19 protein-coding genes and 1 riboswitch are annotated in these 20,595 nt (G+C 70.3%); of the genes, 11 read left to right on the forward strand and 8 right to left on the reverse strand.

Annotated elements, in window-relative coordinates:
- Positions 1-1,317, reverse strand: a complete 1,317-nt coding sequence (gene aroA, locus ACFVX4_RS23995) for a 3-phosphoshikimate 1-carboxyvinyltransferase (RefSeq protein ID WP_266414534.1) — start codon at positions 1,315-1,317, stop codon at positions 1-3.
- Between the two features lie 120 nt (positions 1,318-1,437).
- Positions 1,438-2,151, reverse strand: coding sequence for a M50 family metallopeptidase (locus ACFVX4_RS24000; RefSeq protein ID WP_266414532.1), 714 nt, complete (start codon positions 2,149-2,151; stop codon positions 1,438-1,440).
- Between the two features lie 78 nt (positions 2,152-2,229).
- Between ACFVX4_RS24000 and ACFVX4_RS24005 the strand changes: the two genes are divergently transcribed.
- The 9 genes from ACFVX4_RS24005 to ACFVX4_RS24045 all read left to right on the forward strand — a co-directional run bounded on the left by ACFVX4_RS24005 (position 2,230) and on the right by ACFVX4_RS24045 (position 10,659).
- Positions 2,230-3,045: an SOS response-associated peptidase gene (locus ACFVX4_RS24005; RefSeq protein WP_389980665.1), complete on the forward strand. Its 816-nt coding sequence runs from the start codon at positions 2,230-2,232 to the stop codon at positions 3,043-3,045.
- A 65-nt stretch (positions 3,046-3,110) separates the two neighbouring features.
- Positions 3,111-3,797 (forward strand): alpha/beta family hydrolase, encoded by a 687-nt coding sequence (locus tag ACFVX4_RS24010; RefSeq protein ID WP_389980667.1) that lies wholly within the window; start codon positions 3,111-3,113, stop codon positions 3,795-3,797.
- A gap of 273 nt (positions 3,798-4,070) precedes the next feature.
- On the forward strand, positions 4,071-4,727 hold the full coding sequence (locus ACFVX4_RS24015) for a sigma-70 family RNA polymerase sigma factor (RefSeq protein ID WP_266425425.1): 657 nt from the start codon (positions 4,071-4,073) through the stop codon (positions 4,725-4,727).
- Positions 4,724-5,044: a mycothiol system anti-sigma-R factor gene (rsrA, locus tag ACFVX4_RS24020; protein ID WP_266414528.1), complete on the forward strand. Its 321-nt coding sequence runs from the start codon at positions 4,724-4,726 to the stop codon at positions 5,042-5,044. The genes ACFVX4_RS24015 and rsrA overlap by 4 nt, the downstream gene beginning before the upstream one ends.
- Positions 5,045-5,181: 137 nt before the next feature.
- The gene (locus ACFVX4_RS24025) at positions 5,182-6,660 is read left to right on the forward strand and encodes an HD-GYP domain-containing protein (protein WP_389980669.1); all 1,479 of its coding nucleotides are present in this window, start codon (positions 5,182-5,184) and stop codon (positions 6,658-6,660) included.
- The gene (locus ACFVX4_RS24030; protein WP_389980671.1) at positions 6,657-7,922 is read left to right on the forward strand and encodes an HD-GYP domain-containing protein; all 1,266 of its coding nucleotides are present in this window, start codon (positions 6,657-6,659) and stop codon (positions 7,920-7,922) included. Before ACFVX4_RS24025 ends, ACFVX4_RS24030 begins: the two co-directional genes overlap by 4 nt.
- Before the next feature lie 91 nt (positions 7,923-8,013).
- Positions 8,014-9,006 (forward strand): tetratricopeptide repeat protein, encoded by a 993-nt coding sequence (locus ACFVX4_RS24035; protein ID WP_389980673.1) that lies wholly within the window; start codon positions 8,014-8,016, stop codon positions 9,004-9,006.
- 105 nt (positions 9,007-9,111) lie between these two features.
- Positions 9,112-9,750 carry a peptide deformylase gene (gene def / locus ACFVX4_RS24040; RefSeq protein ID WP_389980675.1) on the forward strand — a complete coding sequence of 213 codons (639 nt, stop codon included), beginning with the start codon at positions 9,112-9,114 and terminating at the stop codon, positions 9,748-9,750.
- Between the two features lie 171 nt (positions 9,751-9,921).
- On the forward strand, positions 9,922-10,659 hold the full coding sequence (locus ACFVX4_RS24045) for a D-Ala-D-Ala carboxypeptidase family metallohydrolase (protein WP_389980677.1): 738 nt from the start codon (positions 9,922-9,924) through the stop codon (positions 10,657-10,659).
- 26 nt (positions 10,660-10,685) lie between these two features.
- Here ACFVX4_RS24045 and ACFVX4_RS24050 read toward each other — a convergent pair whose 3' ends face one another.
- Positions 10,686-11,660 (reverse strand): GlxA family transcriptional regulator, encoded by a 975-nt coding sequence (locus tag ACFVX4_RS24050; RefSeq protein ID WP_389980679.1) that lies wholly within the window; start codon positions 11,658-11,660, stop codon positions 10,686-10,688.
- Positions 11,661-11,741: 81 nt separating this feature from the next.
- On the opposite strand from ACFVX4_RS24050, the gene ACFVX4_RS24055 reads away from it, so the two are divergent.
- A complete protein-coding gene (locus tag ACFVX4_RS24055) occupies positions 11,742-11,954 on the forward strand; it encodes a hypothetical protein (protein WP_389980681.1) in 213 nt (70 codons plus the stop codon).
- Positions 11,955-11,960: 6 nt separating this feature from the next.
- Here the strand turns inward: ACFVX4_RS24055 and ACFVX4_RS24060 are convergent, their stop codons facing one another.
- The 5 genes from ACFVX4_RS24060 to ACFVX4_RS24080 all read right to left on the reverse strand — a co-directional run bounded on the left by ACFVX4_RS24060 (position 11,961) and on the right by ACFVX4_RS24080 (position 18,902).
- Complete coding sequence (locus ACFVX4_RS24060; protein WP_389980683.1) at positions 11,961-12,980, reverse strand: ribonucleotide-diphosphate reductase subunit beta; 1,020 nt, start codon at positions 12,978-12,980, stop codon at positions 11,961-11,963.
- On the reverse strand, positions 12,980-15,391 hold the full coding sequence (locus ACFVX4_RS24065) for a ribonucleoside-diphosphate reductase subunit alpha (protein WP_389980685.1): 2,412 nt from the start codon (positions 15,389-15,391) through the stop codon (positions 12,980-12,982). The genes ACFVX4_RS24060 and ACFVX4_RS24065 overlap by 1 nt, the downstream gene beginning before the upstream one ends.
- A 139-nt stretch (positions 15,392-15,530) precedes the next feature.
- A riboswitch (cobalamin riboswitch) is annotated at positions 15,531-15,662 on the reverse strand.
- A gap of 327 nt (positions 15,663-15,989) precedes the next feature.
- Positions 15,990-17,624 (reverse strand): monocarboxylate uptake permease MctP, encoded by a 1,635-nt coding sequence (mctP, locus tag ACFVX4_RS24070; RefSeq protein ID WP_389980687.1) that lies wholly within the window; start codon positions 17,622-17,624, stop codon positions 15,990-15,992.
- The gene (locus ACFVX4_RS24075; protein ID WP_266414500.1) at positions 17,621-17,875 is read right to left on the reverse strand and encodes a DUF3311 domain-containing protein; all 255 of its coding nucleotides are present in this window, start codon (positions 17,873-17,875) and stop codon (positions 17,621-17,623) included. The genes mctP and ACFVX4_RS24075 overlap by 4 nt, the downstream gene beginning before the upstream one ends.
- Positions 17,876-18,137: 262 nt before the next feature.
- Entirely contained in the window at positions 18,138-18,902 is a 765-nt protein-coding gene (locus tag ACFVX4_RS24080; RefSeq protein ID WP_389980811.1) for a GntR family transcriptional regulator, read from the reverse strand.
- 279 nt (positions 18,903-19,181) lie between these two features.
- Between ACFVX4_RS24080 and ACFVX4_RS24085 the strand changes: the two genes are divergently transcribed.
- Positions 19,182-20,465, forward strand: a complete 1,284-nt coding sequence (locus ACFVX4_RS24085) for an extracellular solute-binding protein (RefSeq protein ID WP_389980689.1) — start codon at positions 19,182-19,184, stop codon at positions 20,463-20,465.
- The last annotated feature ends 130 nt before the right edge of the window (positions 20,466-20,595 follow it).

The raw sequence follows: 20,595 nt of genomic DNA on the forward strand, positions 1-20,595 counted from the left end.
TCAGGCCCCGAGCATTCCGGTCCACATCTGCGGGAAGTCCGGCAGGGTCTTGGCGGTTGTCGCCACGTTCTCGATCTCCACTCCGGGGACGGCAAGGCCGATGATCGACCCCGCGGTTGCCATCCGGTGGTCGTCGTACGTATGGAAGGTACCGCCGTGCAGCGGCCTGGGCCGGATGTGGAGGCCGTCGGCGGTCTCGGTGACATCGCCGCCGAGCTCGTTGATCTCCTTCGTGAGCGCGGCCAGCCGGTCCGTCTCGTGCAACCGCAGATGGGCGACACCGCTCAGGGTGGACGGCGCATCGGCCAGCGCCGCGACCGCCGCGATGCCGGGGGTGAGCTCGCCGACCTCGCCGAGGTCGACGTCGATGCCGTGGATACGGCCCGAACCGGTGAAGGTGAGGCCGTGCTCGGTCAGCTCGCAGCTGCCGCCCATCGCCGTGAAGATCTCCCGCAGCGCGTCGCCCGGCTGGGTGGTGCGCTCGGGCCAGTCGGGGATGGTGACCCGGCCGCCGGTGACCAGCGCGGCCGCGAGGAACGGCTGGGCGTTGGAGAGATCGGGCTCGATGGTCAGATCACGGCCCAGCAGGGCCGAGTGGGAGACCCGCCAGACGTTCGGCTCGCCACCCGTCTCCGGCTCGTCGACCTGCGCGCCGACCGCCCGCAGCATGTCGACGGTCATCCGGATGTGCGGCATGGAGGGGAGCCTGGCGCCGGTGTGGCGCACCTCCACCCCCTGGTTGTAGCGCGGCGCCGACAGCAGCAGTGCCGAGACGAACTGGGAGGACGAGGAGGCGTCGATCGCCACCGGTCCGCCGTCCAGTGCGCCGCCGCCGTGCACCGTCATCGGCAGCGAGCCGCGCCCCTCGTCGTCGATCCGGGCGCCGAGCACCCGCAGCGCGTCGATCACGCCGGTCAGCGGGCGCTCGTACGAACGCGGGTCGCCGTCGAAGCGGACCGGGCCGTCGGCGAGGGCCGCGACCGGCGGCAGGAAGCGCATGACCGTGCCGGCGTTGCCGACGTCGACCGTGGTGGGGCCGTGCAGTCCGGCCGGGATGACCCGCCAGGCCTCGCCGGAGCCGTCCGGGCCCACGCCCTCCTCGATGCCGACGCCCATCGCGCGCAGCGCCTCGGCCATCAGCAGGGTGTCGCGGGAGCGCAGCGGGCGGCGCAGCCAGCCGGGCTCGGCGGCGAGCGCGGCGAGGACGAGCGCGCGATTGGTGACCGATTTCGATCCGGGCACGGTGACGGTCGCGTCGACGGCCCCGGTCGCATGCGGGGCGGGCCAGAGGGCGGGGTGCACGGAACTATCGGTCATGGCCCTTACTTTAGTGGCTCACCGCAAACCCGAATCTCGATCAAATGGGTCGAAACGGGGGCGTAACGCAGGTGCGGTAGAAGCCGTCGGCCGGAACCGGCGCTCCCGTGCCGCCGGCCCTCACATCCCGAGCAGCCAGCGCCCGCCGCCGATCAGCGAGCAGAGCGACACCGCGTGGAAGAGGAAGAGCCAGAGCGCGGCCGGTACGTCCGTCAGCCGGGACAGCTGGTCCGCGTCCGAGTCCGGCGCACCGCCGTACCGCCGCTTGGACTGGAGCTCGAAGGCCGGGCGCACGCCGCCGAGCAGCAGGAACCAGACCACGGTGTACGCGAACAGCGACTGCCAGGCCGGTGAGGCCAGCCAGGACACCAGCAGGAAGGCCGATCCGGTGAAGATCACCGTCAGCGCCCCGTACACATTGCGGATCATCACCAGCATCACCGCGAGCAGCGCGGTGGCCACCCACAGCAGCAGCGTGATCCTGCCGTCGACCAGCAGCCACGCGCCGCCCAGGCCCAGCAGCGGCGGGGCGGTGTAGCCGGCGGCCGCGGTGAGGATCATGCCGATACCGGTCGGCTTGCCGCGGCTGACGGTCAGGCCGCTGGTGTCCGAGTGCAGCCGGATGCCGGACAGCTGTCGTCCGGTGAGCAGCGCGATCAGCCCGTGCCCGCCCTCGTGCGCGATGGTGATCGCGTTGCGGGTCAGCCGCCATATCGGGTTCGGCACGACCGCGATCAGCGCGAGCGTGCCGGTCACCACCACGAGCCACTGCTCGGGTGCGGGCTGGGTGCCGAACACGCGGTCCCACAGATTGCCCAGATCGGTGCTGTCCATGGTGTGGGCGGCTCCTCGTGGTTTCGGCTTGCGGTATCGGCATCTTGTCGGCGTGGCGGTCGTGGCAGTCTGGCACTTATGTGCGGACGGTATGCAGCGAGTCGGCGGCCCGAGGACCTGACCGGACTCTTCCAGGTCGAGAAGTGGGAACCGGCGGAGGCCCTGGCTCCCGACTGGAACGTGGCGCCCACCAAGGAGGTCTACGCCGTACTGGAGCGTCCTCTGAAAGACGCAGACGATCAGCGTCCGGTTCGCCAGATGCGCGCGCTGAAGTGGGGACTCGTACCGTCCTGGGCGAAGTCGCCGGAGGGCGCCGCACGGATGATCAACGCCCGCGCGGAGACCGTCCACGAGAAGCCGTCCTTCCGCCGTCCCTTCGTCTCCCGGCGCTGCATCCTGCCCGCCGACGGCTACTACGAGTGGGTCACCGGCGCGGATGAACGGCAGCTGGAGGAGAAGGGGAAGAAGAAGCGCCCGCGCAAGCAGCCGTACTTCGTGACACCCGCCGACGGATCGGTCTTCGCGATGGCCGGGCTCTACGAGTTCTGGCGCGACCGGACCCTGCCGGACGACCACCCGATGGCCTGGTGGGTGACCTGCTCGGTGATCACGACCGGGGCGGAGACCACCCCGCTCGCCGTCGCCCCCGCCGACGGCCCGGCCGCGCTCGCCGACATCCACCCCCGGATGCCGCTGATGCTGACTCCGGACCGCTGGGACGCCTGGCTCGACCCGTCGCGCACCGACGTCGAGGAGCTGAAGGCCCTGCTCGCACCGCCGCCGGGCGGGCTGATGCGGGCCTATCCGGTGGCCACGGCCGTCAGCAACGTCCGCAACAACGGCCCAGAGCTGCTGGAAGAGCTGACCGCCCCGGAAGTGAGCACGCTCTTCTGAGCAAGCACGCTTTCCCGTGCAGTCGGCTCCCCAGCAGTCGGCCTCCCGGGCTCTCGGCGGGGAGGATGGGGTGCGTGAGTACTACAGAGACGGGCCGCGGAGCCGAGGCGGCCGAAATGGTCGACACCGATGCCGGACCGGCCAGGATCACCTGGTTCCCCGCGACGGGCACGACGAAGGCCGGGAACGCCCGGCTGGTCCTCGCCCTCGGCCACGGCGCCGGCGGCGGCATCGAGGCCCGCGACCTCCAGGCACTGGCCACCGCGCTGCCCGCCCACGGGGTGACCGTCGCCCTGGTGGAGCAGCCGTGGCGGGTCGCCGGGAAGCGGCTCGCGCCCGCCCCGAAGACCCTGGACACCGGGTGGCGGGGGCTGTGGCCCGCGCTCACCGCCGCCGGGCCGCCCGTCGTCGCGGGCGGGCGCAGCGCCGGGGCCCGGGTGGCCTGCCGGACGGCCGCGGAGCTCGGCGCACACGCGGTCCTCGCGCTCAGCTTCCCGCTGCACCCTCCGGGCAGGCCGGAGAAGTCCCGCGCGGACGAGCTCCTCGGCTCCGGCGTCCCCACGCTCGTCGTGCAGGGCGGCCACGACCCGTTCGGGCGGCCCGCCGAATTCCCGCCGGGGGAGTACGAAATCGCCGAGGTGCCGTACGGCGACCACGGGTTCGCCGTACCGAAGAAAGCCGGTCCGGGCCAGGACGAGGCGATGGGGATCCTGACCGCCGCCGTGACCGGATGGCTGGCCGCCCTCGTGTGACGTACACCCCGGGAATGTTGCGCGGGGGGCCACTGTTGTGGGTGTCATCGGTACATCAACGTCGTACGTGGAGAGGGAGTCCGTCGCATGGGTTCGACCATCTGCCCGCGCCGCTCGAACGCCGCTGACCTGGAGTGGACGGTGCTGCACGCGGCCAAGACCACTCCCGAGCGGGCCGTGGGCGGATCGGATCGACAGCCCGTCTCGAAGCAAGGTCGACTATTCTCCGATTCGAGCGGGTCCGGTTTCGGTTCCGCCACAGCGTTGGAGGAGGTGGGTCCGGTCACTGGGACCGACACAGGGACCGACGACGGCCGCGCACAGGAGACGCCCGCCGAGCGCAACGCGCGCTTCGAACGGGACGCTCTCGGTTTCCTCGACCAGATGTACTCGGCCGCGCTGCGCATGACGCGCAACCCCGCGGACGCCGAGGACCTGGTCCAGGAGACGTATGCCAAGGCGTACGGTTCCTTCCACCAGTTCCGTGAGGGCACCAACCTCAAGGCGTGGATGTACCGCATCCTCACCAACACGTTCATCAACTCGTACCGCAAGAAGCAGCGCGAACCCCAGCGCAGCGCCGCCGAGGAGATCGAGGACTGGCAGCTGGCGCGCGCCGAGTCGCACATGTCGACCGGTCTGCGCTCCGCCGAGTCGCAGGCGCTCGACCACCTGCCGGACTCCGACGTGAAGTCCGCTCTGCAGGCGATCCCCGAAGAGTTCCGCATCGCCGTGTATCTCGCCGATGTCGAGGGCTTTGCCTACAAGGAGATCGCGGACATCATGGGGACTCCCATCGGTACGGTGATGTCCCGACTGCACCGGGGCCGCCGCCAACTGCGCGGCATGCTGGAGGACTACGCCCGTGAGCGCGGGCTCGTCCCGGCCGGTGCCGGAGAGTCGGACGATCGGAAAGGCTCGGGCTCATGAGCTGCGGAGAGCCGCACGAGACGGACTGCTCGGAAGTCCTCGATCATCTCTATGAGTTTCTCGACCATGAGATGCCCGACAGCGACTGCACCAAGTTCGAGGTGCACTTCGAGGAGTGCTCCCCGTGCCTGGAGAAGTACGGCCTGGAGCAGGCCGTCAAGAAGCTGGTGAAGCGCTGCTGCGGCCAGGACGACGTGCCGAGTGATCTGCGGTCCAAGGTGATGGGCCGGATCGATCTGATCCGCTCGGGGCAGGTCGTGCCCGAGCAGGACGTGACGGCCGCGGGAAGCGAACAGCCGACCGCCGCCAAGGAGTGACACCCGGCGGCCGGCCGGTACCGGCCGCCGCCACCGAATCACCCGAATGTGCTAATAGGGCTCATTGACGCTCGACCGGTTGCACAACTCGCTAGCCTGGCGCCTCCATTGACCATGTTGGGGGGCGGGCCGAGCGGGTGAGAGCCACACGCGGGGCGGCGCGCGCGTACATTCCGGCGGTCGCGGTGGGCGCCCTGCTCTGTGTGCTCCCCGCGCTGCGGAGCGGTGTGGGGACCCCGTGGGTCACCATCGCACTGCTCACCGGGCTCTATCTCGTCTGCGAACTCCCCGGGCGCTGCCCCTTCTTCGGCAGCTCCGTGCCGATCCGTGCCGGATCGTTCTTTCCGCTGCTGCTCGCCGCCGCCTTCCTGCTGCCGCCCGCCGCGGCCGCCCTCGTTGCCGTGCCCGGATCGCTCGTCGGCCGGGTGGAACAGCCGCCCGCCATCGCACGGCGCGTCTGGCGGGCCGCGCAGCTCGCCGTCACGGTCTGGGCGGCCTCGTCCGTCCACGGACTGCTCGGCGGCCCCGCCACGCTCGGCGGCATCGGTACCGGCCCGGACCGGATCCCCGACCTTCCCTACGCGATCCTGCCCGCCTGCGCCGCCGCCCTGGCCTTCAGCCTCGCCCTGACCGCGCTGGACGGCTCCATCCTGGTCGCGGCCGAACGGCTGCCCCTGCGGCGGGCCTGGAGCGGGCTGCTGCCCCGCTCGCTGGGGCCGCATCTGGTGCACGGACTCGCCGGGCTGATGATGGCGGTCCTGTGGCGGGGCCCGTACGGGCCGCTGTCCGCGCTCATCGTCCTGCTGCCGATGTACATCTCCTGCTGGGTCTTCGCCCAGTACCACCGCGAGCACGCCGCCCACCGCGCCACCATCAGGGCGCTGGTGCAGGCCGTCGACATCAAGGACACCTACACCCGCGGCCACAGCGAACGGGTCGGGCGGGCCTCCGTCCTCATCGCCCGCGAACTCGGCATGGACCAGGACCGCCTGGAGGTCGTCCGGTTCGCCGGCATCCTGCACGACGTCGGCAAGCTCGGAGTCCCCACCCGGGTGCTCCGCAAGGACGGGCCGCTCACGCCGGAGGAGCGACAGGTGATCGAACTGCATCCGGAGTACGGGCACGAGATCGTCCGCGGCATCGGCTTCCTCGGCGAGGCGCGGGCCGCGATCCTGCACCACCACGAACGGCTCGACGGCAGCGGCTATCCGTACGGGCTCAGCGGGCGCGAGATCCCGGAGTTCGCCCGGGTCGTCGCGGTGGCGGACGCCTTCGACGCGATGACCTCGACCCGTTCGTACCGGCGGGGCAGACCGGTGCCGGCCGCGCTGGAGGAGCTGAAGCGGTGCGCGGGCACGCAGTTCGACCCGCAGATGGTCCGGGCGCTGGTGCGCGGTCTCGAACGGCACGGCTGGTCGGCGGTGACGACGGCCGTGACGGCGGACGAGCCCGAGGTCCCGAGGCCGAGGTGCGAGGACGCGGGGGCCGTCCCCGGCCGCCCGGCGGATCGTCCCGGGCCGCCCGGCGGGCTCGACCGCGTACCCCCTCCGCAGCCGTCGGCGGACGGGCTCGGCGCGGTGTCCGGTCCGCAGTCGCGCGCGGACCGCCGCGGATGACCCGGGCCAGGGCCGGGACACGGCTGCCGCCCGTCGTCCTCACCGTCCGCGCCGCCGCGGCCCTGCTCGCCGTCGCCGGGCTCGGCCACACCCTCTGGGACGGCGTCCACGACCCCGGCCACGCCCTCGCCTTCGGGGTGCTCATCACGGTGGGCGAACTGGCCCGCTGGGGTGCGCTGCCCGGTGAGCGCGAGCCCGCACCGCTCGGGGCCGCCGGAGCACTCGCGTACGCCCTCCTCGGCCGCAGCGGCGGCGAAGCAACCGCGCACGGTGTCCTCCAGGTGATCGCCGTGCTCGTCGCGGCACAGCTGGTCGCCTGTGTGCCCCATGTGGCGCGTGGCACGGGACCCGCACCCGACCGGGTGGCCCGCCGCGTCCTGACCGTCACCTTCGCCGCCGTGTGCTTCCAGCCGCTGTACAACAGCGGCCGCAGCGGGAGCTGGTTCGGCGAAGGGCCGTACTACGTGCTCGTCCTGCTCCTGATCCTCGTCCTGACCGCGCTGTGCGACGCCGTGCTCGCGGCCCTGCTGCTGCGTTCGTACACCCGCCATCCCTATCCGCCGCTGCTCCGGGACGAGCTGCGCGGTCTCATCGGCATCGGGTCGGCGGTCTGCGCGACCGGGGTCGTGATGGCCCTCGGGGTGGCCGTCGCCGGGCTGTGGGCGCTGCCGGTCCTGTGCGTACCGCTGCTGCTGACCCAGGTCTCGTTCCGCCGGTTCGTCGCCGTGCGCACCACGTACCGGCAGACCATCGCCTCGCTCGCCAGGTCCACCGAGATCGCCGGGTACACCCCGCACGGGCATGCCCGCAGGGTCGCGGTGCTCTGCCGGGCCGTCGGCCGTGAGCTGGGGCTCTCCGGGAACCGGCTGACCGCGCTGGAGCACGCCGCCCTGATGCACGACATCGGCCAGCTCTCGCTCGTCGACCCGGTCCCGGACGGGGCGACGGCCACCCTGCCCGCCGCCGAGCAGCGCCGCATCGCGCTGCTCGGCGGCGCCGTGGTCCGCCAGACCGGGGTGGACACCGAGGTCGCCGTCGTGGTGGAACGGCAGGCCGACCCCTATCGCGAGCAGCCGTTGTCCGCCAGGATCGTCAGGGTCGTCAACGCATACGACGACCTCCGCGGGGAAAGTCTCATCGGGCCGCTGGGCGCGCTGGAACAACTCAGGCTCGGGACCGCCCACGACTATCAGCCCGAAGTCGTGGAATCACTGGCCAGGGTCCTGTCCCGGGGCGGTCCGGCCCCGGTCCTGCCCGGGTAACCCATGGGTAATGAGCGGGCGTCCGGTCCGGCATGGTTGGATGCGAAGAAGAGCGGAAAACGAGGGTGTCCAGTCGGGACAGGCGGGAATCGTGAGGATCTTCGGGAAGGTACGGCATCGGCCCTCCGCCTCTTGGCGGCAGGCCACCGACCGCGCGTTCACGCTGATCGGCGACGGCCGGTACGAGGACGCGGGTGCACTGCTGACACGTGCGGCGGACCTGGAACCCTGGCTCTCCGAGTCGTGGTTCAACCTGGCGCTGCTACACAAATTCCGGCATGACTGGGAACAGGCGAGAGCCGCCGGCCTGCGGGCCGTCGCGCTGCTCGACAAGGAATCCGGTGCTCCCGACTGGTGGAACGTCGGGATCGCCGCCACCGCGCTGCAGGACTGGCCGCTGGCCCGCCGGGCCTGGCAGGCGTACGGCCTGAAGGTGCCGGGCGCCGGCCAGCACACCTCGGCGGCCAACAGCGAGCCGGTCGGCATGGAGCTGGGCAGCGCCGCGGTACGGCTGTCGCCGGAGGGCGAGGCCGAGGTCGTGTGGGGCCGCCGGCTCGATCCGGCCCGGATGGAGGTGCTCTCCATTCCGCTGCCGTCGTCCGGCCGCCGCTGGGGCGAGGTCGTCCTGCACGACGGGGTGCCGCACGGCGAGCGGGTCACCGCGGCCGGGCCCTCGTACCCCGTCTTCGACGAGATCGAGCTGTGGGCGCCGTCCCCCGTGCCCACCTGGGTGGTGCTGCTCGAAGCGGCCACCGAGGCGGACCGGGACGCGCTGGAGCAGCTGGCGTCCGATGCCGGGTTCGCCGCCGAGGACTGGTCGTCCTCCGTGCGGCTGCTCTGCCGGGCCTGCTCGGAGAGCCGGATGGAGAGCGACGAGGGCGACGGCGAGCACCTCGACCCGCACGACCACAGCGAACCGGGGCATCCGGGACCGCTGGGCCACCGCACCGCCGGTGAGCTGTGGGTGCCCGAACGGGAGTGCGGGATAGCGGCACCGGCCGGGCTGGTGCGAGGTCTGCTGGACGGCTGGATGGCGGACAGCCCGGACAGTCGTGAGTGGCGGGATCTCGAAGAAGTCTGCTGACCGCTGCCCGTAGGCTGTACGGGCACCGGTCGCGGTGCTCGGGTGCCCGGCCCCGGAACTGTCGGATGACCGGGTTTCAGGTTTTGAGGAAGGCGTACGGCGGACATGGCGCAGCAGGAGACGGACGAGCAGATCAGCGTCGACGACGAGGGTTTCGTCGTGGACACGGAGGACTGTGAGGCGCGCGAGGCGGCATATCGCGAGCGCGGCACCTCCCGTCCGATCACGGTCGTGGGCAACCCGGTGCTCCACAAGGAGTGCAAGGACGTCACCGCGTTCGACGACGAGCTGGGCCGGCTGATCGACGACATGTTCGCGAGCCAGCGGACGGCGGAGGGCGTGGGCCTGGCCGCCAACCAGATCGGCGTCGACCTCAAGGTCTTCGTCTACGACTGCCCGGACGACGAGGGCGTGCGGCACGTGGGCGCCGTCTGCAACCCGGTGCTCGAAGAGCTGGCGCCCGAGGACCGGATCCTGGACGACTCCAACGAGGGCTGCCTCTCCGTCCCGACGGCGTACGCCTCGCTGGCCCGCCCGGACTACGCGGTGGTCCGCGGACAGGACGCCAAGGGCAACCCGGTCAAGATCCGGGGCAACGGCTACTTCGCCCGCTGCCTCCAGCACGAGACGGACCACCTGTACGGCTACCTGTACATCGACCGGCTCTCGAAGCGGGACCGCAAGGACGCGCTGCGGCAGATGGCGGAGAACACGCCGCGCTACGAGATCGTGCCGAACGACTGAGTGCGCAGCCGACTGTCACCGACGGGCCCGGTCCTTCTCGCGAGGAGGACCGGGCCCGTCGGGCTTCAACCCCGGATGGCTGCCAACTGCCATTCATTCGTGGGTAGTTGACGCGCGTCGACTCGTCCGACAGGCTCTCTCCCCATACCTCCGTCACGGTAGGGAGCCCCCATGCTCGGACGTACCGCACGACTCCTGCTCGGACTTGTCATGGCCATGGCTTTCGCCTTGTGCGGTGCCGTGGTGACCGCCGGCACCGCACAGGCCGACGGCTGCTACACCTGGACCCGCACGATGTCCCCCGGTGCCACCGGCAACGACGTCGTCCAGCTCCAGATCCGGGTGGCCGGCTACCCCGGCTACAACTCTGTACTCGCCATCGACGGCTCCTACGGACCGGCCACCACCGCCGCCGTCAAGCGCTTCCAGGCCGCCTACGGCCTCGCCGCCGACGGCATCGCGGGCCCGGCCACCCAGGCCAAGATCTACGAGCTCCAGGACAATGACTGCACCCCGGCGCACTTCACGTACGCCGAGCACAACCAGTGCAACTCGACCTGGGCGGGTGGTGCCGTCGCGGCGGGCACGGCGAAGGCCAACGCGCTGAGCACCATGTGGAAGCTGGAGGCGCTGCGGCACGCGCTCGGTGACCAGCCCATCCGGATCACCAGCGGCTTCCGCTCCGCGTCCTGCAACAGCGCGGTCGGCGGCGCGTCCAACAGCCGCCACATGTACGGCGACGCGGCCGACCTGGGCGCCGGACCGCACGCCCTGTGTACCCTCGCCAAGCAGGCCCGCAACCACGGCTTCAACGGGATCCTCGGCCCGGGTTACCCGGACCACGGTGACCACATCCACGTCAACCGGGGCCCCAGCCACTACTGGTCGGCGCCGAACTGCGGCGTCTGACGTACGGGGCCCTTCCGTGTGCCGCGTCAGGCCACTTCGACCATCGCGCCAGGGCCACGGAAAGTGCGGCGGTAGGCGTTCGGTGTGGTGCCCAAGGAGCGTACGAACTGGTGGCGCAGTGCGGCGGCGGTCCCGAAGCCGGTGCGTCCGGCGATCGTGTCCACCGTTTCATCGGATGTCTCCAGCAGGTGCTGTGCCAGCAGCACCCGCTGGCGCAGCAGCCAGCGGTACGGAGTGGTGCCCGTCTCCTGCTGGAAGCGGCGGGCGAAGGTGCGCGGCGACATGTGCGCCTGGGCGGCGAGCTGCTCGACGGTCATCTCCTGATCGATGTGGCGCTCCATCCAGACCAGCGTCTCGCCGACGGTGTCGCAGGGGGTGCGGGGCAGTGGCCGCTCGATGTACTGCGCCTGACCGCCGTCCCGGTGCGGCGGCACCACCATGCGGCGGGCGATCGCGTTGGCGGCATCGGGGCCGTACGCCTGCCGGACCAGATGCAGACAGGCGTCGATCCCGGCCGCCGTGCCCGCCGAGGTGATGACCTGGCCCTCGTCCACGTACAGCACATCGGGTTCGACGACGGCGCGCGGGAAGCGGCGGGCCAGCTCCGGGGCGTGGCGCCAGTGGGTGGTGCAGCGGCGCCCGTCCAGCAGTCCGGCCGCGCCGAGAACGTACGCGCCGGAGCAGACGCTCAGCACCCGGGCACCCCGGTCCACGGCCCGGCGCAGGGCGCCGAGGACCTCCTCGGGGTACTCCCGGTCCATGAAGTGGCTGCCGGCCGGTACGGCGATGAGGTCGGCCTCCTCCAGACGGTCCAGGCCGTGCGGCGTACTGATGGTGAAGCCGGCGTGGGTCCGCAGCACCGGGCCCTCGGCGGAGACCACGGCGAAATCGTGGACCGGCAGGCCCTCGTCGCTTCGGTCGAGTCCGAAGACCTCGCACAGCACGCCCAGTTCGAAGGGGTGGACCTCGTCGAGCAGCAGAGCGGCGACATTTTTCAGCATAGAGCCAGTGTGGCAGTAATTCGATGTTCCATGACAGTCCTGCCACTGCCGCAATCCGTCCGCGCAGACGAGAGTAGAGCCATGAACGCATTCCAGAACGTCCTGGGCATAGCCGCACTTATCGCTCTCGTCCTGCTGCCCGCCCTCGCCGGACTCTCCCGCGAGCGCCGCATCGACCGCGAGCTCCGTGCCGCGGAACGGGCCCGGAGCGACGGACCCCCGGAAACAGCGGACGCCGCGCAGCCCGTCACGGCTGCGCGGCGCCCCTACCTCAGAAGCTGGGCCAGGATCTAGCCCGCCCTAGAAGTCGTCGTCGAAGGCGACCGAGCCCTCCACCGCCACCTGGTACGCGGACGGCCGGCGCTCGAAGAAGTTCGTCAGCTCCTGCACGCCCTGCAGCTCCATGAACGAGAACGGGTTCTCGGAGCCGTAGACCGCCGGGAAGCCCAGCCGGGTGAGCCGCTGGTCGGCGACGCACTCCAGGTACTGCCGCATCGACTCGGTGTTCATGCCGGGCAGCCCGTCGCCGCACAGATCACGGCCGAACTGCAGCTCCGCGGCCACGGCCTCCTTCAGCATGTCGGTGACCTGCTGCTGGAGCTCGTCGTCGAAGAGGTCCGGCTCCTCCTTGCGGACGGTGTCCACGACCTCGAACGCGAAGTTCATGTGCATCGTCTCGTCACGGAACACCCAGTTGGTGCCCGTGGCGAGACCGTGCAGCAGACCCCGCGAGCGGAACCAGTAGACGTACGCGAACGCGCCGTAGAAGAACAGCCCCTCGATGCACGCCGCGAAGCAGATCAGGTTCAGCAGGAAACGGCGGCGGTCGGCCTTCGTCTCCAGCCGGTCGATCTTCTCGACCGAGTCCATCCACTTGAAGCAGAACTGCGCCTTCTCGCGGATCGAGGGAATCTCCTCGACCGCGTCGAACGCGGCGGCGCGGTCATCCGGGTCGGGCAGATAGGTGTCCAGCAGCGTCAGATAGAACTGGACGTGCACGGCCTCCTCGAAGAGCTGCCGCGACAGGTACAGCCGCGCCTCGGGGGAGTTGATGTGCTTGTACAGCGTCAGCACGAGGTTGTTGGAGACGATCGAGTCGCCCGTCGCGAAGAACGCGACCAGCCTGCCGATCATGTGCTGCTCGCCGGGGGACAGCTTGGCGAGGTCGGCGACGTCGGAGTGCAGGTCGACCTCCTCCACCGTCCAGGTGTTCTTGATCGCGTCGCGGTAGCGCTCGTAGAAGTCCGGGTAGCGCATGGGCCGCAGCGTCAGTTCGAAGCCCGGGTCCAGAAGGTTCTTGTCGGCGTTGGTGGAGCTCATTACTGGCAGGCCTCGCAGGACTCGGGGTTTTCGAGGGAGCAGGCGATCGCGTCCGCGTCGGGCGCCGAAGCCTGCTGTACGGGGATGGGGGCGGCGGTCGCGGCCTGGCCGGAGGCGGCACGGGCGATCCGGGTCGCCGGGCGCGAGCGCAGGTAGTACGTCGTCTTCAGCCCCTGCTTCCAGGCGTACGCGTACATCGAGGAGAGCTTGCCGATCGTCGGCGTCTCCAGGAACAGGTTCAGCGACTGGCTCTGGTCCAGGAACGGCGTACGGGCCGCCGCCATGTCGATCAGACCGCGCTGCGGGATCTCCCACGCCGTGCGGTACAGCGCCCGCACGTCCTCCGGGATCCAGGCGAAGCCCTGCACCGAGCCGCTGGCCTCGCGCAGCGCCTCACGGGTCCGCGCGTCCCACACCCCGAGCTGCTTCAGCTCATTCACCAGGTACGCGTTGACCTGGAGGAACTCACCGCTGAGCGTCTCGCGCTTGAAGAGGTTGGAGACCTGCGGCTCGATGCACTCGTAGACCCCCGCGATCGAGGCGATCGTCGCCGTCGGCGCGATGGCGAGCAGCAGCGAGTTGCGCATCCCGCTCTTCGCGACGCGGGCGCGCAGCGCGTCCCACCGCTCCGGCCAGTTCAGCTCGGTGTCGTAGTGGTCGGGGTGCAGCACACCGCGCGCGGCGCGCGTCTGCGACCAGGCGGGCAGCGGGCCGGACCGCTCGGCCAGCTCGCACGACGCCTCGTACGCGGCGAGCATGATCCGCTCGGAGATCCTCGTGGAGAGCGCGCGGGCCTCGGGGGAGTCGAAGGGCAGCCGCAGCTGGAAGAAGACGTCCTGGAGACCCATGGCGCCCAGGCCCACCGGGCGCCACTTCGCGTTGGAGCGGCCGGCCTGCTCGGTCGGGTAGAAGTTGATGTCGACGACCCGGTCGAGGAAGGTCACGGCGGTGCGGACGGTGGCGTCCAGCCGCTCCCAGTCGATGTCACCGTCGGCGACGAACGCGCCGAGGTTGACCGAGCCCAGGTTGCAGACCGCCGTCTCGCCGTCGTCGGTGACTTCGAGGATCTCGGTGCACAGGTTCGAGGAGTGGACGACGCTGCCCGGCTCGGCGGTCTGGTTCGCGGTCCGGTTGGAGGCGTCCTTGAACGTCATCCAGCCCTGGCCGGTCTGCGCGAGGGTGCGCATCATCCGGCCGTACAGCTCGCGGGCCGGGATCGACTTGCGGGCCAGCCCCTTCGCCTCGGCGGCCCGGTACGCGGCGTCGAACTCGTCGCCCCACAGGTCGACGAGACCGGGTACGTCGGCGGGCGAGAACAGCGACCAGTCGCCGTCCGCGTCGACCCGGCGCATGAACTCGTCCGGGATCCAGTGCGCCAGGTTGAGGTTGTGCGTACGCCGCTGGTCCTCGCCCGTGTTGTCGCGCAGTTCCAGGAACTCCTCGATGTCCGCGTGCCAGGTCTCCAGGTAGACGGCGGCGGCGCCCTTGCGGCGGCCCCCCTGGTTGACCGCGGCGACGGAGGCGTCGAGCGTCTTCAGGAACGGCACGATGCCGTTGGAGTGTCCGTTGGTGCCACGGATCAGCGAACCGCGGGAGCGGATGCGGGAGTACGACAGACCGATGCCGCCCGCGTGCTTCGAGAGCCGGGCCACCTGGTGGTAGCGGTCGTAGATCGAGTCGAGCTCGTCCAGCGGGGAGTCCAGCAGGTAGCAGGAGGACATCTGCGGGTGCCGGGTGCCGGAGTTGAAGAGCGTGGGGGAGGAGGGGAGGTAGTCGAGCCGGCTCATCAGCCCGTACAGCGCCGCTACTTCGTCCACCGCGCGCTGCGAGTCGTCCTCGGCGAGCCCGGACGCGACCCGCAGCATGAAGTGCTGGGGCGTCTCGATGACCTGGCGGGTGTGCGGGTGGCGCAGCAGATAGCGGCTGTGCAGGGTCCGCAGCCCGAAGTAGCCGAAGCGGTCGTCCGCGCCGTCGGCGAGCGAACGCTCCACCAGCGCGTCCAGCACGGCCGCGTGGCGGGCGACGAACTCGGCGGTACGGTCCGCGATCAGGCCCTCGCGGTGCCCGACGGCGACCGAGGCGGAGAAGGAGACCGCGCCCTGGCCGGCCGCTTCGTCCGCGATGGTGAGGGTCAGGAGCCGGGCGGCGAGCCGGGAGTAGGCGGGGTCCTCGGAGATCAGGCCCGCGGCGGCCTCGGTGGCCAGCGAGCGCAGCTCGGCCTCGTCCGCTCGGGCGCTGCGACCGCGCAGCGCGGCAGCGGCGACCCGGCCGGGGTCGGTGTCGGGCAGATCGGCGGTGAGGTCGGTCAGGGTCCGCAGCAGTGCGGTTCCCGGTCCGTCCTGTGCGGCTGCCTCGGACTCGGCTGCTGCGGACACGGCGACTGAAGCCGGATCGGCTGGCGCGATGGTCACGTGGTGCTCTCCCTCGCTCGGCTCGGGGCCGGCGGGGAACGGGGCAGCCCTACGGGCGCGCACCCGGGGCAGGGCAGCACTCCGCACGGCGTCCACCGGCCCAACCGCGAGGCCCGGACGTCTGGGCATCCGGTTCGGTCGAGCCGGATGCGCTGCCGGCAGGTCATCGGACTGACTCGGGGGTGCACAAAAGCGCACTGAATACACCGTTGCGGGACAGTTCCGGATTCGCACCGGATTCCCCTGCGGCGACAGCGAGGATGAGCATACATGTGGGGGCTGCCCGATGAGGCAGCCCCCACATGTTGTGTCGCACCGACCGGGCGAGGCCCACAGAATGAGCCGTACGGCCCTTTCCCGGGCCGCCGGGCCGGATCACGCCGTCGGCCCGCCGCGCCCCGCTGGAGGAGGCCAGGGCCTCTCGTTCGGACCATGCCGGGCTCGCGTGCCCTGGTGCCGCACCTCGCCGCGTTGTCGTCGGTCGCCGACGCGCCGCGTCGACTCCCTCCTCCGCCTTGCGATGTACGGCACCGGACCCCGCTCCCTGATCCGGCCTGATCCGAACGAGAGGCCCTCGACGGGCCGTTGGCGCCGGTCGTCAGTGACCGCCCGGCGCCCCCGCCGTGGCCGGCGGGAGTTCCGTCTTCACGCCCGGGTCGCCCGCGCCGGCCGTGTAGTCGGACGGGGAGGTCTCGTCGATCCCGGCGGGCGCCTTCACGGCGTTCAGGACGAAGGTGAGCACCACCGTCACCACCACGTTCAGCACGAACGCGGTGAGGCCGATGTAGCCGATCTCGCCGATGCCGGGGATCTCCTTGGAGGACCCGCCGAAGTGCGCCTGGGTCGGGCTGGCGACCCCGTACGCGGCCACCGTCCCGTACACCATGCCGACCGCCCAGCCCGCGAGCAGCGCCCAGCGGTGGAACCAGCGGGTGAACAGGCCGCCGACCAGGGCCGGCATCGTCTGGAGGATCCAGATGCCGCCGAGCAGCTGGAAGTTGATCGCGACCGTCTTGTCCATGGTGAGGACGAAGGCGAGCGCGCCGACCTTGACCAGCAGCGACACCAGCTTGGAGACCTTGGTCTCCTGCTCCGGGGTCGCGTCCGGCTTCAGGAAGTCCTTGTAGATGTTGCGGGTGAAGAGGTTCGCCGCGGCGATCGACATGATCGCGGCGGGCACCAGCGCGCCGATGCCGATGGCGGCGAACGCGACGCCCGCGAACCAGTCCGGGAACATGTTCTCGAACAGCTGGGGGATGGCCAGCTGCCCGTTGTCCACCTTGATCCCGGCGGCGATGGCCATGAAGCCGAGCAGCGCCAGCAGGCCCAGCATCAGCGAGTACAGCGGCAGGATCGTGGTGTTGCGCCGGATCACGTTGCGGCTGCGGCTGGAGAGCGTCGCCGTGATCGAGTGCGGATACATGAACAGCGCCAGCGCCGAGCCCAACGCCAGGGTGGCGTAACCCCATTGGCCCGCCTCGCCCGGTGCGAGCGCGCCGCGCGGCTTGCCGGTGGCCGGGTTGGTCTGCGAGAACGCCTCGCCCGCCTTGGCGAAGATGTCGTCGAAGCCGCCCAGCTTGATCGGGATGTAGATGATCGCCACCGCGATGACCAGGTAGATCAGCCCGTCCTTGACGAACGCGATCAGCGCGGGCGCCCGCAGGCCGGACGAGTAGGTGTACGAGGCGAGCACCGCGAACGCGATCAGCAGCGGCAGGTCCTTGATGAACCAGTGGGTGTTCTCGCCGCCGCCGACGCCCATCACGTCCAGCACCGCCTGGATGCCGACGAGTTGGAGCGCGATGTACGGCATCGTGGCGAGGATGCCCGTGATGGCGACCGCCAGCGAGAGGCTCTTCGAGCCGAAGCGCCCGCGGACGAAGTCCGAGGTGGTGACGTACCCGTGCTTGTGCGAGACCGACCAGAGCCGAGGCAGGAAGGTGAAGATCAGCGGGTACACGAGGATCGTGTAGGGCACGGCGAAGAAGCCCGCCGCGCCCGCCGCGTAGATCGCCGCCGGAACGGCGACGAAGGTGTACGCGGTGTACAGGTCGCCGCCGAGCAGGAACCAGGTGACCCAGGTGCCGAACGACCGTCCGCCCAGACCCCATTCGTCGAGGCTGGCCTCGTTCTCGGCCTTGCGCCAGCGCGCCGCCAGGAAGCCCATGACCGTGACGGCCACGAAGAAGAAGATGAAGACGCCGAGCGCGACGCCGTTCACACCGTCCTTCATGCCGACTCACCTCCCTTGCGGGCGCGCTGGTCACGCTGCCACAGCTTGTACGCGGTCATCGTGAGCGCGGTGGAGATCAGTACCCAGAGCATCTGGTACCAGTAGAAGAACGGAATGCCGATGAAGGTGGGGTCCACCTTCGCGTACGAACTCACCCAGAGCATCGCCACGAACGGGGCGATGAGACAGAGGGCGATGACCACCCGGACCGGTGTGACGGTGGGTGGTTTTCCTTCTGGGTCTGCTGGCATGCGGCGACTCCGTCCCCTCGCTGATCACCTTGTAATGCGCAGGAAATCTAGGGGAGGCTTCCGGTCACCGTCACCCCCTGTCCGCATTGCGGTCCGGAAACGGTCCGCAGATCGGGTACGTATGCTCGAAAACCCGTCAGGTGTACGGCATTTGGTCCGTACCAGGACATGCGGAAGGCCCTCGCGGAGTGGTGCGTTCCACGGGGGCCGCGAGCGACGTTCCATACGGGCGGGATGGTTGGGATCCATCCCCGTGCCGGGGTCAGTCCGTGGGTCGATTCAGGCGCGCCACGAACTTGTACCGGTCGCCGCGGTAGACCGAGCGCACCCACTCCACCGGCTCGCCCTGTCCGTCGAGCGAGTGCCGGGAGAGCATCAGCATCGGCAGACCCACGTCCGTGCCGAGCAGGCCGGCTTCGCGCGGGGTGGCCAGTGAGGTCTCGATGGTCTCCTCGGCCTCGGCCAGCCGTACGTCGTACACCTCCGCCAGCGCGGTGTAGAGGGAGGTGTACTTCACCAGCGAACGGCGGAGCGCGGGGAAGCGTTTGGCCGAAAGGTGGGTGGTCTCGATCGCCATCGGCTCGCCGCTGGCCAGCCGTAGCCGCTCGATCCGCAGCACCCGGCCGCCGGTGGTGATGTCGAGCAGTCCCGCGAGCGTGTCGTCGGCCGTCACGTAGCCGATGTCCAGCAGTTGGGAGGTCGGTTCGAGGCCCTGGGCGCGCATGTCCTCGGTGTACGAGGTGAGTTGCAGGGCCTGCGAGACCTTCGGCTTGGCCACGAAGGTGCCCTTGCCCTGGATGCGCTCCAGTCGGCCCTCGACGACCAGTTCCTGGAGCGCCTGGCGCACGGTGGTGCGCGAGGTGTCGAACTCGGCGGCCAGGGTCCGCTCCGGGGGCACGGGGGTGCCCGGCGGCATGGTGTCCGTCATGTCGAGCAGATGTCGCTTCAGCCGGTAGTACTTCGGGACGCGCGCCGTCCGCGTGGCCGCGCCCGTCTCGTTCTCCGTACTGCCCCCGTCGGCACCCATGGCCCGCCTTCCCGACTGCTGCGTTGCTGCCGTCACCGGCTCCTCCGTCTGTCGCGGCTCACATGGTGGCACGGTCCCGTCACGGCTGGTCGTCCTCCCTTAGGTGTCGGTCCTGTAACGGACGCGAGTGCACTTCTTATACACCCTTGACACCCCTAAAGGTCTAGGCCAAGCTCCCGGTACTGGTCTAAACCATTAAAGACCAGGTCCAGCCCCAGCAGTACTCGTCGAATGTCTTCGCGGTGGGCGGGGTTGCAGTATCCCTGAGGAGGGTTTGGCGTGAAGCGCAAGCTCATCGCGGCGATCGGCGTCGCGGGCATGATGATCGGCCTCGCGGCGTGTGGGTCCGACGACGGCGGCGACAGTGGCAAGAAGGCCGGTCCGGACGCGTACAAGGGCCAGACCCTGACCGTATGGACGATGTCCGGCTCGAACCCGGACGGGTGGACCAAGACGGTCACCGAGGAGTTCGAGAAGAAGACCAAGGCCAAGCTGAAGATCGAAGTCCAGGACTGGAACGGCATTCAGCAGAAGGTCACCACCGCCCTCTCCGAGTCCAACCCGCCGGACGTCCTGGAGATCGGCAACACCCAGACCCCGGCGTACGCCAAGACCGGCGGCCTCGCCGACCTCGGTGACCTGAAGAAGGAGATCGGCTCCGCCTGGGCCGACGGCGTCAACCAGCCCTCCATCTACGACGGCAAGCAGTACGCCCTGCCGTGGTACGTGGGCAACCGCGTCGTCATGTACAACAAGAAGGTCTTCAAGGACGCCGGTATCACCGAGACGCCGAAGACCCGCGACGAGCTCTTCAAGGCGTTCGAGGCCATCGAGAAGAAGGGCGACGCCGAGCCGGTCTACCTGCCCGGCCAGAACTGGTACTTCTTCGACGGCCTGCTCGTCGGCAAGGGCGTCGAGCCGGTCAAGAAGGAAGGCGACAAGTACGTCTCCAACCTGGCCGACCCCAAGGTCGGCGAGGCCATGGACCTGTACAAGAAGTACCAGTCCTTCTCCAAGGCCCCCAAGGACAAGGACGAGGCCACCCCGCAGCAGGCCGAGGTCTTCGCCAAGGGCAAGACCGGCGCCATCTTCGCGATGGGCTACGAGGCCGGCACGGCCATCAAGGCCAACCCGAAGCTCAAGGACGACATCGGCTTCTTCACCATCCCCGGTGAGACCGCCGACAAGCCCGAGGGCGTCTTCCTCGGCGGCTCGAACCTCGCCGTGGCCGCGGGCAGCAAGAAGCAGGACCTGGCCAAGGAGTTCCTGAAGATCGCGCTCTCCGAGCAGAACGACGGCGCGCTCATCAAGGAGGCCGGCTGGTCCCCGAAGAGCGAGGCCATGCAGAAGTACACCGTCGGCCAGCCCGCCGCCGAGGCGGCCGGTCCTGCCGCCGCCAAGTCCGGTGGCACCACGCCGCTGATCCCGGAGTGGGCGCCGGTCGAGAACCCGCCGAACCCGATCAAGACCTACATGACGCTGGTCCTGCAGGGTAAGCCGTCCGCCGAAGCCGCCAAGCAGGTCGAGGGCGAGCTCAACAAGCGCCTCAGCCAGCAGCAGTAGTCGCTAGCGCGTCCCGCGCCGGGGGGGGGGGGGGGGGGGGCCCCCCCCCCCCCCCCCCCCCCCCCCCCCCCCCCCCCTCTCCTTCCAACTGACAAAACACGAGACCCACCCTCCCCCACCCTCCTCCTCG

Source organism: Streptomyces sp. NPDC058240 (genome assembly GCF_042882135.1).
In the GTDB taxonomy this organism is placed as follows: domain Bacteria; phylum Actinomycetota; class Actinomycetes; order Streptomycetales; family Streptomycetaceae; genus Streptomyces.